Annotated in this window: 13 protein-coding genes; 4 read left to right on the forward strand and 9 right to left on the reverse strand. The window is 70.0% G+C overall.

The annotated features are described in order from the left end of the window. Nucleotides 1–478 precede the first annotated feature (478 nt). Nucleotides 479–820 (reverse strand): DUF3140 domain-containing protein, encoded by a 342-nt coding sequence (locus tag JW613_RS00195; RefSeq protein WP_209208638.1) that lies wholly within the window; start codon nucleotides 818–820, stop codon nucleotides 479–481. Then, complete coding sequence (locus tag JW613_RS00200; RefSeq protein ID WP_209208639.1) at nucleotides 817–1,044, reverse strand: hypervirulence associated TUDOR domain-containing protein; 228 nt, start codon at nucleotides 1,042–1,044, stop codon at nucleotides 817–819. The genes JW613_RS00195 and JW613_RS00200 overlap by 4 nt, the downstream gene beginning before the upstream one ends. Nucleotides 1,045–1,266: 222 nt before the next feature. On the opposite strand from JW613_RS00200, the gene JW613_RS00205 reads away from it, so the two are divergent. From JW613_RS00205 to JW613_RS00220, 4 genes are all read left to right on the forward strand, one after another. After that, nucleotides 1,267–2,454 (forward strand): spore photoproduct lyase family protein, encoded by a 1,188-nt coding sequence (locus tag JW613_RS00205; RefSeq protein WP_209208640.1) that lies wholly within the window; start codon nucleotides 1,267–1,269, stop codon nucleotides 2,452–2,454. A gap of 232 nt (nucleotides 2,455–2,686) precedes the next feature. Beyond that, nucleotides 2,687–4,168 (forward strand): phytoene desaturase family protein, encoded by a 1,482-nt coding sequence (gene crtI / locus JW613_RS00210; RefSeq protein WP_209208641.1) that lies wholly within the window; start codon nucleotides 2,687–2,689, stop codon nucleotides 4,166–4,168. A gap of 9 nt (nucleotides 4,169–4,177) precedes the next feature. Beyond that, the gene (locus JW613_RS00215) at nucleotides 4,178–5,203 is read left to right on the forward strand and encodes a phytoene/squalene synthase family protein (RefSeq protein WP_245224734.1); all 1,026 of its coding nucleotides are present in this window, start codon (nucleotides 4,178–4,180) and stop codon (nucleotides 5,201–5,203) included. After that, entirely contained in the window at nucleotides 5,200–6,204 is a 1,005-nt protein-coding gene (locus tag JW613_RS00220; RefSeq protein ID WP_209208642.1) for a Rieske (2Fe-2S) protein, read from the forward strand. Before JW613_RS00215 ends, JW613_RS00220 begins: the two co-directional genes overlap by 4 nt. A gap of 81 nt (nucleotides 6,205–6,285) precedes the next feature. Here JW613_RS00220 and JW613_RS00225 read toward each other — a convergent pair whose 3' ends face one another. The 7 genes from JW613_RS00225 to JW613_RS00255 all read right to left on the reverse strand — a co-directional run bounded on the left by JW613_RS00225 (nucleotide 6,286) and on the right by JW613_RS00255 (nucleotide 13,584). Then, a complete protein-coding gene (locus JW613_RS00225) occupies nucleotides 6,286–7,854 on the reverse strand; it encodes an FAD-dependent oxidoreductase (RefSeq protein ID WP_209208643.1) in 1,569 nt (522 codons plus the stop codon). Beyond that, nucleotides 7,851–8,594 (reverse strand): class I SAM-dependent methyltransferase, encoded by a 744-nt coding sequence (locus tag JW613_RS00230; RefSeq protein ID WP_209208644.1) that lies wholly within the window; start codon nucleotides 8,592–8,594, stop codon nucleotides 7,851–7,853. The genes JW613_RS00225 and JW613_RS00230 overlap by 4 nt, the downstream gene beginning before the upstream one ends. Continuing rightward, the gene (locus tag JW613_RS00235) at nucleotides 8,591–9,811 is read right to left on the reverse strand and encodes a lycopene cyclase family protein (RefSeq protein ID WP_209208645.1); all 1,221 of its coding nucleotides are present in this window, start codon (nucleotides 9,809–9,811) and stop codon (nucleotides 8,591–8,593) included. Before JW613_RS00235 ends, JW613_RS00230 begins: the two co-directional genes overlap by 4 nt. A gap of 510 nt (nucleotides 9,812–10,321) precedes the next feature. Continuing rightward, complete coding sequence (locus tag JW613_RS00240; protein WP_372447873.1) at nucleotides 10,322–11,026, reverse strand: GntR family transcriptional regulator; 705 nt, start codon at nucleotides 11,024–11,026, stop codon at nucleotides 10,322–10,324. Between the two features lie 35 nt (nucleotides 11,027–11,061). Further along, nucleotides 11,062–11,565 carry a flavin reductase family protein gene (locus JW613_RS00245; protein WP_245224735.1) on the reverse strand — a complete coding sequence of 168 codons (504 nt, stop codon included), beginning with the start codon at nucleotides 11,563–11,565 and terminating at the stop codon, nucleotides 11,062–11,064. A gap of 26 nt (nucleotides 11,566–11,591) precedes the next feature. After that, nucleotides 11,592–12,017, reverse strand: a complete 426-nt coding sequence (locus tag JW613_RS00250; RefSeq protein WP_209208647.1) for an ester cyclase — start codon at nucleotides 12,015–12,017, stop codon at nucleotides 11,592–11,594. Further along, on the reverse strand, nucleotides 12,004–13,584 hold the full coding sequence (locus JW613_RS00255; protein WP_209208648.1) for a BCCT family transporter: 1,581 nt from the start codon (nucleotides 13,582–13,584) through the stop codon (nucleotides 12,004–12,006). Before JW613_RS00255 ends, JW613_RS00250 begins: the two co-directional genes overlap by 14 nt. Between the last annotated feature and the right edge of the window lie 143 nt (nucleotides 13,585–13,727).

Genomic DNA, 13,727 nt, shown 5'->3' on the forward strand with positions numbered 1-13,727 from the left:
TCAGAGGAGGAGCCCACGAGCACGAGCCGGAACGGAGCGAATCCGGCCCTGGGCGCCGAGCAAGGTGGTGACGAGGAGTTCGCCGGAGCCGACGGACGGGGTGAGCACGATGCCGAGGCCCCGAGATGGCGCGCAGATGCTCGCGCAACATCCTGGGCTGGATCACGGACGTCCTCGGTGCGCACCCGGTACGAGTCCCGGCACGGGCACGGATCAGTCAGTACCTGGACCGCGGCGTCCGGCCTGATCGCGGCCCGAATCCGCGCCCCTGGAGGCCGTTGCGGCTGCACCCGGTGGCCGGCCTCATGGTTCTTCGTGCTCGCCCGCACCAGGATCGCGCAGCAGGCGCAGGCCGCCGTCGGCCGTGGTGGAGGCGCCGACGCTGCACGGGGGCCGGTGCCTCGGAGTGCTGGACGGCCTGCCCTGCGTCCACCGAGATCCTTTCGCGATCCGGAATTTCATTGTCGGTCAGCCCATGTCATTTCACCGGGTCGTGCCCCCAGTTCATCAGCGAGTATCGCCACTTGGTGTGTGTGACATCGCCTGCAGGCCGCTGGGCGGTGTGCCGATGCACATACCCGACGACCTTGCGCATGTGCGCGATGTCATCCTCGTCCAGTTCGTCGCTCTTGGTACGCAGCAGGTCGACGATCCGCCGCCCCGATGCGTGTCCGACGCTCTCGCCGTCACCGGAGGACTGGCCGACACTCTTCGACTCGTCCGTTCGCAGCCATTTCTCCAGTTCGCCGGCCGTCATGTTGACCGCCTCCCCGAACTCGGCGACGGTCCGCTCGCGATCCGCGTCATCTACGGCGGTCATGAGCCCTGGCCCCGCTTGCGCAGCGCCTGCGGCCTGTGTACGGCCCTGCGGCCGGACTTGTGACTCTCCACCTCGTACTGCGGTTCGTCCTTCGAGGCGTCGACGACCCGGCCCGCCGCCTTCGTGCGCTTGGTGATCTTCCTCTTGACCTCACCTGGGACGTTCCTGCCGTGACTGCGCCACGAGACCTGGTCGCCCTTCCCGAGATCGTCGTCCTTGGCCATGGCGGTTCCTCCTTCGCGCACCGTCACTCGCCCCATCCATGCTGATCGGGGCTCGGCAGGGCCGCAACCTCCGCCGGGTCCACCGGGCCCTGGTGCGCCCCGCCCCGACCCTTCTCACGTTCCGTGAGGTGACGCACACTGTGGGTTGCCGGGGCGGCCGCATCCCTTCCCCGACCGGCACTGGCCTACATTTGTCATGACACGACGTACTCCGGAGCAGGCATGCGTTCCTCCCAGCCGTCCGATGCCCAGGACGACGACGGTCCCGACGGCCTCTTCCGTCTCGACGAGATACTGACCGGGCCACCCCGCCCAGCCGTGTCCGGGCCGCTGTTCCGCGACTCCCCGCGGGCTCGGCGGATGCTGTCGATACGGGAGATCCACGCCGAGCCCGCGGCGGCGGCATCGCCACGGGGCAGGCAGGTCCTGGCGGGCTTCCCCGACGCGGAAGTGGTCCCCGCCGACTCCCACTGGCGGATCCCCGAGTTGCACGGCAACAGGGGGAACGCCGAGCGCTGGGTGCGGATCAAGAGCACGGTCCTGGTCCTCGGCGAGAAGAAGACACTCACCGTACGGCCCAACGGCCGGTCAGCGGACTGGATCGCCCCCGGAACCGCCAACGGCTGTGCCATGGCGTGCGCCTACTGCTACGTCCCTCGGCGCAAGGGATACGCCAATCCGATCACCGTCTTCACCAACATCGATCGCATCATCGCTCGCATCAGCAACCACGTCGTCGGCCTGGGCCCCAAGAAGGAGCCCAACCAGTGCGACCCGAGCGCGTGGGTCTATGACATCGGAGAGAACAACGACTGTTCGGTCGACGCGCTGATCAGCGAGAACACCGCCGACCTGGTGCACGCCTTCGCCCGGTGGCCCACGGCGAAGGCGTCCTTCGCCACCAAGTTCGTCAATCCCGACCTACTGCTGCTGGAGCCCCGTGGACGGACCCGTGTCCGGTTATCCGTGATGCCCCCGGAGGACTCGCGGCTGCTGGACATCCGCACCAGTCCTGTCGAGGACCGCATCGCCGCCGCGGAGGACTTTCTTGACGCCGGCTACGAGGTCCACTTCAACCTCTCCCCCGTCGTCATCAGACCCGGCTGGAAGCAGGCATGGGCCGAGTTGCTCCAGCACATGGACGACGTCCTGCCACAGCGGGTGAAGGAGCAGGCCGCGGCCGAAGTGATCATGCTGACGCACAACAGGGACCTGCACGATGTGAACATGGCGTGGCATCCACGCGCGGAGGAGGCTCTCTGGCGCCCGGATCTCCAGCAGCCGAAAGGTTCGGAGAACGGCGGCTGGAACGTGCGCTACCGGAACGGCACCAAGGCCGCCGCGGTGGAGACCGTCCGCGGCCTGGGCCGAACGCACGCCCCTTGGCTGACGATCCGGTACGCCTTCTGACGTCCCGCGGACCCACCGAGCCGTGCGGGGCCGGCCGACAGCCGACGCGCTGACCCCGGCCCCCGGCCCCCGGCCGATCATGGAAGCGGGGAGCAGGCAGGCGGCTGGTCCACCTCAGTGAACGCCGTCCGGTCGCACTGCCCTGTCGGCCCCGCAGCGGTCGCGACGCTCGGCACTCTGGTTCGCACAGCGGCGGACCGACCGGCCCCCCGCCGCACGAGGAGGGCAGTCCATGAGAACCGTCCCCGGTCGCACCGACCGCGTGGTCGTCGTCGGTGCCGGGCTGTCCGGTCTCGCCGCCGCACTGCACCTGCGGGGCAGCGGCCGACAGGTGACCGTGGTCGAGAGGTCGGACCGGCCCGGCGGCCGGGCGGGGCGGGCGCGGCTGGGCGGCTACCTTCTGGACACGGGGCCGACCGTGCTCACCATGCCGCACCTCGCCGACGAGGCGTTCGCCGCGGTGGGCGACTCGCTCGCGGCCCGCGTGGAACTCGTCGCCCTGCACCCCGCCTATCGGGCGCAGTTCGCCGACGGTTCGGCGCTCGACGTGTACACCGACGGAGAGGCGATGGCCGAGGAGGTCCGCGCATTCGCCGGCGCGGCCGAGGCCGCCGGCTACCGCAGGCTGCGACAGTGGCTGCGGTCGCTCTACAAGGCGCAGCTGCGACGGTTCATCGACACGAACTTCGACTCGCCCTTCCAGTTGCTGCACCCTGATCTGGCGCGGCTGGCCGCGCTGCGCGGCTTCGGCCGGCTGGACGCGCAGATCGGCCGGTACGTCAAGGACTCCCGGCTGCGCAGGGTGTTCTCATTCCAGTCGCTCTACGCGGGAGTGTCGCCCGCCCGGGCGCTCGCCGCCTACGCCGTCATCGCCTACATGGACACGGTCGCCGGCGTGTACTTCCCCAAAGGAGGCATGCACGCGCTGCCCATGGCGATGGCGGACGCCGCCCGCGACGCCGGGACCGACTTCCGCTACGGCACCGAGGTCACGGAACTGGCTCTGTCCGCTGGGCGCGTCACCTCCGTGCACCTCGACGACGGGGAGCGGCTGCCCTGCGACGCCGTGGTCCTCACACCTGATCTGCCCGTCGTCTACCGCCTGCTGCGCCGCACTCCACGCCGGCCGGTACAGCTGAAGCACTCGCCGTCCGCGGTGATCCTCCACGCGGGCACGCGCCGCACCTGGCCCGGTCTCGACCACCACACCATCTCCTTCGGACACGCCTGGGAACGAACATTCGACGAGATCACCCGCGCGGGGCGGCTGATGAGCGACCCGTCGCTGCTCATCACCCGGCCCACGGCCCACGAGCCGCGGCTCGCGCCCGAGGGCCGGCATCTGCACTACGTGCTGGCGCCCTGCCCCAACACGACCGTCGGCCCGTCGGCGATCGAGTGGCGTGCCCTGGGCCCTCGTTACCGCGACAGCCTCGTCAGCGAGCTCGAGAAGCGCGGTCTGGACGGGTTCGGCGACGCCGTCGAGGAGGAACGGCTGATCACCCCCGCCGACTGGACGGCACAGGGCCACGCGGCGGGAACCCCGTTCTCCGCGGCCCACACCTTCGCGCAGACCGGCCCCTTCCGGCCGCGCAACCTCGTCGCCGGTGTCGACAACGCCGTGCTCGCAGGCTGTGGCACGACTCCGGGCGTCGGCGTACCCACCGTGCTCGTCAGCGGAAAGCTGGCGGCGGCACGCATCAGCGGGCAGTGAGGGGTCTCCATGACAAGACGCGAGCTCGACGCGGCACGGATCTCGGACCCAGGGTTGCGAGCGGCCTACCAGCACTGCCGACGGCTCAACGCCCGGCACGGCAGGACGTACTTCCTCGCGACCCGACTGCTGCCGGTCCACCGGCGCCCGGCCGTCCACGCGCTGTACGGTTTCGCACGCTGGGCCGACGACATCGTCGACGATCCGACCTCCGCCCGCGTATCCGAAGCATGTGACCGGCGACTCGCACGGCTGGAGCGTGAACTCGCTTCGGGGCTGCAGACCGGCCGGAGCAGCGAACCCGTCGTGCGGGCCGTGGCCGACACGGCCAGGACCTACGCCATCCCTCACGCGCACTTCGCGGACTTCATGACCTCCATGAGGGAGGATCTCACGGTCACGGACTACGCTGCCTACGAGGACCTCAGGTCCTACATGCACGGATCAGCCGCCGTCATCGGCCTGCAGATGATGCCGGTGCTCGGCACGGTCGTGCCGGAAGAGGTGGCGGCACCGCACGCGGCCGCGCTGGGCGTCGCGTTCCAGCTCACCAACTTCCTGCGCGATGTCGGCGAGGACCTCGACCGCGGGAGGGTGTATCTGCCCGCCGACCTGCTCGCCGCGCACGGCGCGGACCGGGCGCTGCTGGAGTGGAGCCGCGCCACCGGCAGGCCGGACCGCAGGATCCGCGCCGCGCTGCGGGCCGCCGAGGACCTCACCCGGAGCGTCTACCGGGAGGCCCGGCCGGGCATCGACATGCTGGAGCCGCGCGCCCGGCCCTGCATCCGGACGGCGTACACCCTGTACAGCGGGATCCTCGACGCCATCGCCGACGACGACTACTCCGTGGTGCAGCGGCGGTCGGTGGTGCCACGCAGGCGTCGCGCCGCCGTCGCGCTGGGCGGACTCGCCCGTATTCTTGCGGCCCGTCTGCGCTCCCAGCCCCGGCAGTCGTCGCAGCTGGCTGCCGAGGGATCACCGGCGGCGTCCGCGCGAGGGTGCCCCTCCACGCGCTCTCGGAGGTATCTGGCATGACGGGGCGTCCGGGACTTCCGCGGTACACCCTGCCCGTGCGGTCACGGCGCCGGACCCGTTGGGAGCAGCAGACGCCGACATGGCGCGAGGCCAGGCCGTCGCTCATCGCGGACGCGCTGAAGCGCTCCACGGCGCGGCCGTCGGGCAACTGGTACGTCATCGGCGCCTCGCGGGACATCAGCGGCGACCGCCCGTTCGGCCGGACGGTCGGCGGGGTGGAGGTCGTCGCCTGGCGCACCGCGTCGGGCGAGCTGAGGGCCGGACCGGGCGCCTGCCCGCACCTGGGCGCACCCCTGCGGGACAGCCGGGTGGTGTGCGGCAGCCTGGTATGCCACTGGCACGGACTCACCCTGGACGGGCACACGTCCGCCGGATGGGAGCCGTACCCCGCCCACGACGACGGTGTACTCGCCTGGGTGCGCCTCGACGCACTCGGCGGGGAACCGCCGCTCGACCGGCCGGTGGTGCCGCAGCGTCCCCGCGACAAGGCCGTGGACGCCGTCTTCACCGCCGTGGGCCGCTGCGAGCCGGAGGACGTCGTCGCCAACCGCCTGGACCCTTGGCACGGTTCCTGGCTGCACCCGTACTCCTTCCTGGATCTGGCCGTCGTGGGGACCCCTTCGAGCGACGCGGACGAGGACGCGTTCACCGTCGATGTGTCGTTCAAGCTCGCCGGGCGGCTGGTCGTTCCTGTGCGGGCGGTGTTCACCGCGCCGGAGCCGCGCACGGTCGTCATGCGCATCGTCGAGGGTGAGGGCGCGACATCCGTCGCGGAAACGCACGCCACGCCGTTGAGTCCGGCCCCGGACGGCAGTCCGCGCACGGCGGTGATCGAAGCCGTCGTCGCCGTCTCCGGCCGACGCGGTTTCGCCGTCGCACGGGCGGCGGCTCCCGCGCTTCGGCCGCTGATCCGGTGGGCGGCAGGGCGTCTGTGGCGCGACGACCTCGCGTACGCGGAACGGCGCCGACTTCTGCGCCACATGGGCCGCTTCCCGGGCTGAGCCGGCCCATGCGCCGCGCCCGTCCGTCTGCCGGCCCTGACCCCGCCGGGCGCTCGACCGGCCCTTCAGCGCAGCGGTGACTCAGCCGGCATCCGGGAACCGGGCGGCCATGCCCCGCAGCACCGGCGAACGCCCCCTGCGGGGCACCGTCCACAGCGGGTGGCCGGCCGCACCCCAACGCCGCAGCAGTGCGTTGGCGGCGAGGAACCCTGTTGTGGCGGCGCGCTCCATGAGTGCCACCGGCAGGTCGGTGCGGACCAGGTCGCCGGCCATCGTCAGTGCGGGGTGGGGAGTACTCACCGCCGGGCGGGACCGGTAGCCGTCGACCGGGAAGAGCGGGCAGTCCGCACGCCATTCGTGCCGGGCGTCGACGACCCTGGCCCCGGCGGTCTCCGGGTAGACCTCGTGGAGCTGCCGCAGCAGTTTCCGTTCGACGGCGTGGCGGTCGGCCGACTCGTCGACGGCGTAACCGTGCAGTTCCACGACGCTGCCACCGGTGCGCCGCACCCAGCGGATCGCCTCCCCTTCCCAGCGGTCCGGCACGCTCACGTTGTCGAGGCCGTCGAAGCCGCTCGTGCCGAGGAAGCCGGGCCGGGACCGGTCCACGGGACGGTCCAGCCACAGCCGGGACACCAGGAAGGGCGGCGCGGTCCGCTGAGCCGCGATTGCCGCCCGCCACGCCTCGTCCCCCAGCCCCGGCGACGCCTCGACCAGCCGTTGCAGGCCCCTCACGTCCAAAGCCAGGACCACGGCGTCGTACTCGGTGGAGGTACCGCCGGCGTCGACACTCAAAGCCGTGCCGCCCGACGGACGAACGGAGTCGACAGGTGCGCCGGTGCGGACGTCCACGCCCAGGCATTCGAGGTAGCGGCCCAACGGCTCCCAGAGGGCTTGTGAGAAAGGTTCGTGGGGCACGTCGAAGAGCAGTCCCTCCGAGGAGCCGAGGAAGTAGATGTGGAACATCAGCAGCAGTTCGGCCGCCGACAGTTCTCGCGGATCGGAGAAGAAGCTGCGGGAGAACACCTCGAATGCGAGGTGGTGGGCCGCCGGGGGGAAGTTGACCGCCGCGAGGAAGTCGTGGGCGCTCACGGCATCGAACCGCTCGTACACGTCGGGCACGCGCACATCGAAGAGCGGGAGGGCGGCCCTCGCCCGGACGGCCGCCAGGTCCTGCCACCTGAAAGTCGAACTGAGCACCGCGAACCCGACCGCGCTCCAGGGCGGTGTGCGGGGCACATGGGCGAAGCTGTCGGTGAGCCCGTTCCGATGGCGCAAGGGGTAGTCGGGCAGCGGACGGAGGACGGAGGACAAGGGGGCCGCACGGCGGAGCAGACCGCGCAGGTTGTAGTACTGACGGAAGAAGGCGTGGAAGCCGCGGCTCATGGTCACCCGGCTGCCGTCCGCCAGTTCGGTCCGCCAGCCGGCGAGACGGCCACCGAGGGCGGGTCCGCGCTCATGGAGCGTGACCCGGACGCCCCTTTCGGCCAGCGCCGTCGCGGAGGCCAGGCCGGCGATGCCGCCCCCGACGACCGCTGCCCGCGGCGCCGCTCCCTGGACCCGGCGCAGCCCCGGCGCCGCCGGTACCAACTGCGCTTTCCGATCCCACCCCCGGCCGGGAGCCGCCCCGTCGCGGTCGCTGATGCGGATCATCGGCCCTCCGCTTCCCGGCAGCCCCGGCCGGGTTCGGCCCGGCGGCCCAGGAACGTGTGGACGATACCGGTCTGCCATCCGGGCACCGGCAGCACCCGGGTGCCCTTGAATCCGGCACCGGCGAGCCGGGCGGCGAACGCGGGCGCGGTGTCGAACTCCAGCACACTCCGGTGAAGGTAGCGGTAGAGGTCGCTGTCGCCGGTGACGGTGCCGGCGGGGATGATGACCGACCGGCACACGGCCGACCAGACGGCGCGGTGCATGGCGGATCCGCTGAGGGAGTATTCGTGCACCGCCAGTTTGCCGCCGGGGCGCAGCACCGAGTGGACCGCGGCCAGCACGGCATCAGGGTCCGCCACGTTACGGAAGAGGTAACCGGCAAAGACCGCGTCGAACGGCCCCGTGACCTCGGCGGCGGCCAGCCGTTCCACCGGCGTGCGCACGAAGGACACACCGGCGGGCCAGCGTTTGGCGGCTGCCTGTTCGAGCATGCCGGCGGAGGCGTCGACCGCGGTGATGCGGGCGAACGGGGCGGCTCGCAGCAGGGCCGCCGTCGAGGCTCCCGTACCGCAGCCGATGTCGAGGAGGTGCCGGCCGGCGCCACCGTCGGGCAGGCGGAGCCGGCGCGCGGAACGTCTGAGGTGGTGGCGGTGCCCGGGGTCCAGACCGACGAGCCGGTCGTACACCGGGGCGGCATGGTCGAAGGCTTCTGCCAGGTCCGCTTCGCGCGTCAGCGTCATCCGGTGCTCTCTTCACGTGGGAAGGGGAAGGGCGACCGCGGCAGGAAGGGCAGTTCCGCCGCGGTACGCAGCATGGGGCCGACGGGTGTGGCGAGGCCGAGGAGCACGTCCTCCCTCAACCCGGTGCGGCCGTCGAGGAAACGCAGCACCCGTTCGGCGGACATACGCCGGAACAACCGTGTGAAGAAGTCGGGGCCGTTGACGCGCCCGGTGTCCAGGGCTCGCAGCAGCACGGCGTCCATGGCCAGGGCGCGACGTCCATGGGGCACCGGCAGCCGGGGCTCCTTGCCGTCGCGCAGCGCGGCGGCGACGGCTTTGCTCTGCCGCTGGACGGCGGAGAAGGTGTAGCCGGTCGCCGGTCTGGTGGCGCCCCCGACGGCGCCGATGCGATGCACGGCGGGGCCGATCCGGCGGGCGAACCGCGCATCGGTCATGGGGATGACGCCCGCTTCGGCGGAATGCGACTCGAACCGTCCGAGGCGAAGGACGTCTCGGGTGTACTGCTCAAGGGCCGCCTCGTACTCCGGGCGGGACAGCAAAGTCCTGGAGAACTGGGTGTACTCGACGAGCGCGTTCTGCGACCCGAGCGGAAGGACGTATCCGAAGGCGAGCCCGTGGGCGGGCTGAGGGACCCGGAAGTCCATCAAATGCACCACGTCGTCGTCGAAGGCCGGTGCCGATGTACGCACGAACCAGCCTTCGAAGTGCTGCAGCAGGGTGCTACGGGCCGGCGGCAGCGTACGGGCAGGGCGGGAGTCGAACAGGTGCCGGCCCCGCAGTGTCACGCGGTCCCCTCCGGCGGTGACGCACAGGGCTTCCGCGCCGCCGGCCACATTGCGCACCGTCTCCGCTGTCGCCTCCACCAGCCGCACGTGGGGCAGGGCGGCCAGTCGCGATCCGACCAGGGCCTCGAAGCCGTCCGACCGGAGCATCTTGTAACGCAACCTGTCAAGCTTCCCCTCCACGACCTCACCGTCACGGCCATGGACGCGCAGCCGCCGCCAGGAGGCGACCAGCGCGTCGTCGAAGTCGCCCGGGCCCTCCTGCCAGAAACACCAGGTTCGGGCCGCCGGTCGCAGCGACGGCCTCGGGGTCTCCACCAGCACCAACGAAAGGGGGCGGGCGGCACCGGGCCTCGTCAGCGCGTGCGCGAGCGACAGCCCCGCCGCCCCGCCGCCGACAATCACGACATCGGAGACGTCGCCCGCGCGACTCATGCGTCCTCCATGTTGAGGACGTGGGTTCCATCGCCCCTCCGGGACACCATGTGCGCCTCGCCCGCCATCGCTTCGACCACCGCGTGCACTGCAGTGCTGACGCACTGCAGCACCGAGTCTGCCCGGCGACGGCGCGCAGACGGTGTTACGTCCACGGTCCGCGTGGCGGAGTGCCTTCCCCCATCACGATCGCTGCGGTGATCGCTCCCGTCGGACCGCGCTCCGCCGACCGGTCTACGCGGACCGGCCATCGGGGCGCCACCCGGGGTGACCGGGGGTCCCAGTGCGACAGACCGCGGACCGGGCGTCCTTCTCGGCCGACTCCATGGTCACCAGGCATTCCGTGCGGGCCCGTACGAACTCCGTCCTCGGTGCGGGGCGGCCTCAAGATCGGCGAGTGCCGCGACGATACGGTCCCGCAAGGCGTTCGTCGCACTCCGTCCAACGAGAACGGCGGGCACCCTGTCGGCACGAACGGACGGCTTGCCCCCAAGCCGTGCATACAGCCCGTCAGGCGCCTGCCGTGCCGGTCGACGACTGGGAACCCGGGGTCGGCAGCCCGGCCATGAGCGCGCGGCGGCTGGCGCGCACATGTTCCCGCATGACCTGTTCAGCGCTGTCGCCGTCCTTTTCGACGATCAACTCGACGACCAGGTGGTGCTCACGGTCGGACTGCAGCGGCCGGCCTGGCTGGCTCAGCGAGGTCTTCACCAGCCGGGAGTAGGCCAGTTGATTCATCAGCGTTCTGTAGTGCGCTTCGAGTTTGTGGTTGTCCGCGCCGGTGATCAACAGATCGTGGAACTCCCCCACCAGCTCCGCGTAGCGCTCGTGGTCGTCGCGAGCCACGGCCGCGTCGGCTTCCCTGAGGTTCTCCTGCAGCCGGTCGATCTCGGGCACCCGGCCTCGCTGGGCCAGGAGGCGGGCGGCAGCGCCCTCCAGCAGCTCCTTCATCTCGAAGAGTTCCGTGATCTCGCGTCGGGACGGGGTCGTGACGAAGGTGCCCACCCGCGGCCTGATCTCGACGAGACCCTCGGTTTGCAGCTGCTTGAGCGCTTCGCGGACCGGTGTGCGGCTGACACCGAACTCCTCAGCCAGAGCGAGCTCCGAGAGAGGATCTCCCGGGTCGATCTCACCGCTGATGATGCGCCCGCGCATCTCGGCGATGACCTGGGCCTGGATGGATCTGTTGGCCGATCCGCCCGTTCCTTCAGCCACTGAGCCAGCTCCTTGGTATCGCGTCGTGTTGCCGATCATCCCAGAGGCGGAAGTGCTCCGCCGTCGAAGAACCTACCGGCGCGGTAGACCATGGGATCACTGTCCGTGGTCGATGCGTGCACCACTCGGCAGATGAAGACCGTGTGGGTGCTGGCCTGGAGCCGTTCGCGGATCTCGGCTTCCAGCTGCGCGCTGCTGCCTGCGATCAGCGGACTGCCGTAGGGGCCTGGCGTCCAGTCGATGTCGCGGAACTTGTCGTCGGACTTGGCCGCGAAGCAATTCACCACATCGCGCTGGTCCGTCGAGAGGATGTTTATCGCGAGGTGCCCGGTCCGGAAGAGGCAGTCATGGGTGGAGGAGGTGTGCTGGACGCACACCATGACCGTCGGTGGGTCCAGCGAGATGCTGGAGAACGCGTTGACCGCCAGCCCTTTCGGGACGTTGTCGTCCAGCGCGGTCACCACGGTGACACCGGTGACGAATTGCCGGTTGACCTGCTTCATCAGGTCGGTGTCGGGCTTCGTCGGAAGCGCGGGCATAAGTGTGCTCCTTGTCGTCATGCTGCTCAGTCCTGCCCGACGTTGATGATGCCGAGCGCCGAGAGCAGGGCGCTCGGGTCCCATGTCACGAATTCCTCGACGATGCGGTCCTCTTCGAACCGTGCGAAAGTCGCGCCGCCGACTTCCACGCGCCGCTTGGTGGCCGGGACGCCCATGAGGGAGCCCTCGTGGCTTCCCGTGCTGTGCCAGCGGATCGCGGCCCGATCGCCCTCGATGACGATGTCGTCGAGCGTGGTCGAAAGATCCGGGAACGCGGAACGTGTGGCCAGAATCGACGCCTTGAATGTGCGCAGGTCCTGGGGAGGCGTTTCCCTGCCGTGCCGCAGGTAGTCGCCGCTGAGGAGGTTGTCGAGTGCGTCGACGTGGCCGCGGTTCCAGGTGTCTTCCCAGATCTTCTGGATGAGCGCGCGGCGGGATTCAGTGTGCGGCATCGGCCTTCTCCTTCTGGACGGAAGTCCTGCTCGGCTCGGTAGGGTTCTTGGTTTCGTGTCGCACGTCCGATGCCAACTCCTTCGCGAAGGACACCGCCAGGCAGGCGATGATCGCCAGGAAGGGCAGCGATGTGACGATCACGGTGTTCTGCAGCGCGCTGAGGCCGCCGGCGAGCATCAGTGCGACCGCGGTGACGCCGGTGAGGATGCCCCACAGGACGAGGACGGAGCGGGGCGGTGCGAGTGAGCCGTTCGAGGTCATGGAGCCCAGCACATAGGTGTTGGAGTCCGCGCTTGTCACAAAGAAGATCACGGCCAACAGGACGGCGATCCCCGAGGTGATTCCGGACAGGGGGAAGTGCTCCAGCGTCGCGAAGAAGGCGTTGCCGAAGTCGGCAGCGGTCTGCCTGGCGACGTCTCCGCCTTCGAACAGGTCCACGTGTATGGCCGCGCCGCCGAACACCGCGAACCAGGTGAAGAAGGCGAGGCTCGGGACCGTCAGAACGCCCATGATGAATCCGCGAATCGTTCGGCCGCGGGAGATACGGGCGAGGAAGACGCCTACGAACGCTCCCCAGGAGACCCACCACGCCAGCATGAAGTAGGTCCACAACTGCATCCATGCCAGTCCGCCGAAGGCGGTGCCCTGCAGGCTCATCCGGAAGAAGTCGCCGGCCCATACGCCGATCGATTCGATGTAGAGATTGATGAGGAAGACGGTGGGGCCGACGATCAGCATGAACACGAACATCACGACGGCCAGGGTGCTGCTGGTGTAACTCAGCACCTTGATCCCCTTGTTGATGCCGGTGACGGCCGACAGGGTGAAGACGACGGTGATGGCGGCGATGATGACCACCTGGGCGACGGAGTTGACGGGGACACCGAACAGCCGCCCCATCCCGTTGTTGATCTGCAGCGCTCCCAGCCCGAGGGAGGTGGCCGTGCCGAAGAGCGTCGCGAAGACGGCGAGGATGTCGATCGCCTTACCGGCCGGCCCGTTGACCCTGTTCCCGAGGATCGGCGTGAACAGCTGGCTCACCAGGGGGCGGCGTCCCTTGCGATACGTCGAGTAGGCGATGGCGAGACCGAAGACGGCGAAGACGGCCCAGGCGTGCAGACCCCAGTCGAAATAGGAGTACTGGAGCGCGCGGACCGCGGCCTCGTGGGTGTTCGGCTCGGCGAGTCCGTGCGGTGGTGCGGCCAGGTGCGAGATGGGCTCGGCGACGCCGTAGGAGACCAGCCCGATACCCATCACGGCGCCGAGGAGCATCGCGATCCAGGCCGGGGTGGAGAACTCCGGTCTGTCGGTGTCCTTGCCGAGCCGGATACCGCCCGCGGGGCTGAAGGCCAGGAACACCAAGAAGATCAGGATGCCCAGGGTGACGACCAGGTAGCTCCAGCCGAACGACGTGGTGACCCAGTTCAGGGAAGCGGCCGTGACCCGGTTGAGGTTCTCGGTGAAGAGGGCCGCCCAGGCGACGAAGACCGCGGCGACCCCGATCGATGTCCAGAAGACGGAACCGAGCTCACCTGTCCTCAGGGGGCGTTGAAGCTGTCTGGACATGAAACTCCTCGCGTCGGGCGCCCACAGGCCGCACTGGCATACAAGACGGCTCACACAGGGCCGCTGGTATGCAAGAGACCGTAAGTGACGTCGCAGTCGTGACGTCAAGGGTCGTGCAGCGATTTATGTGTCCACCTTGCTGC

This window comes from Streptomyces smyrnaeus (assembly GCF_017676345.1).
Classification (GTDB): Bacteria; Actinomycetota; Actinomycetes; order Streptomycetales; family Streptomycetaceae; genus Streptomyces; species Streptomyces smyrnaeus.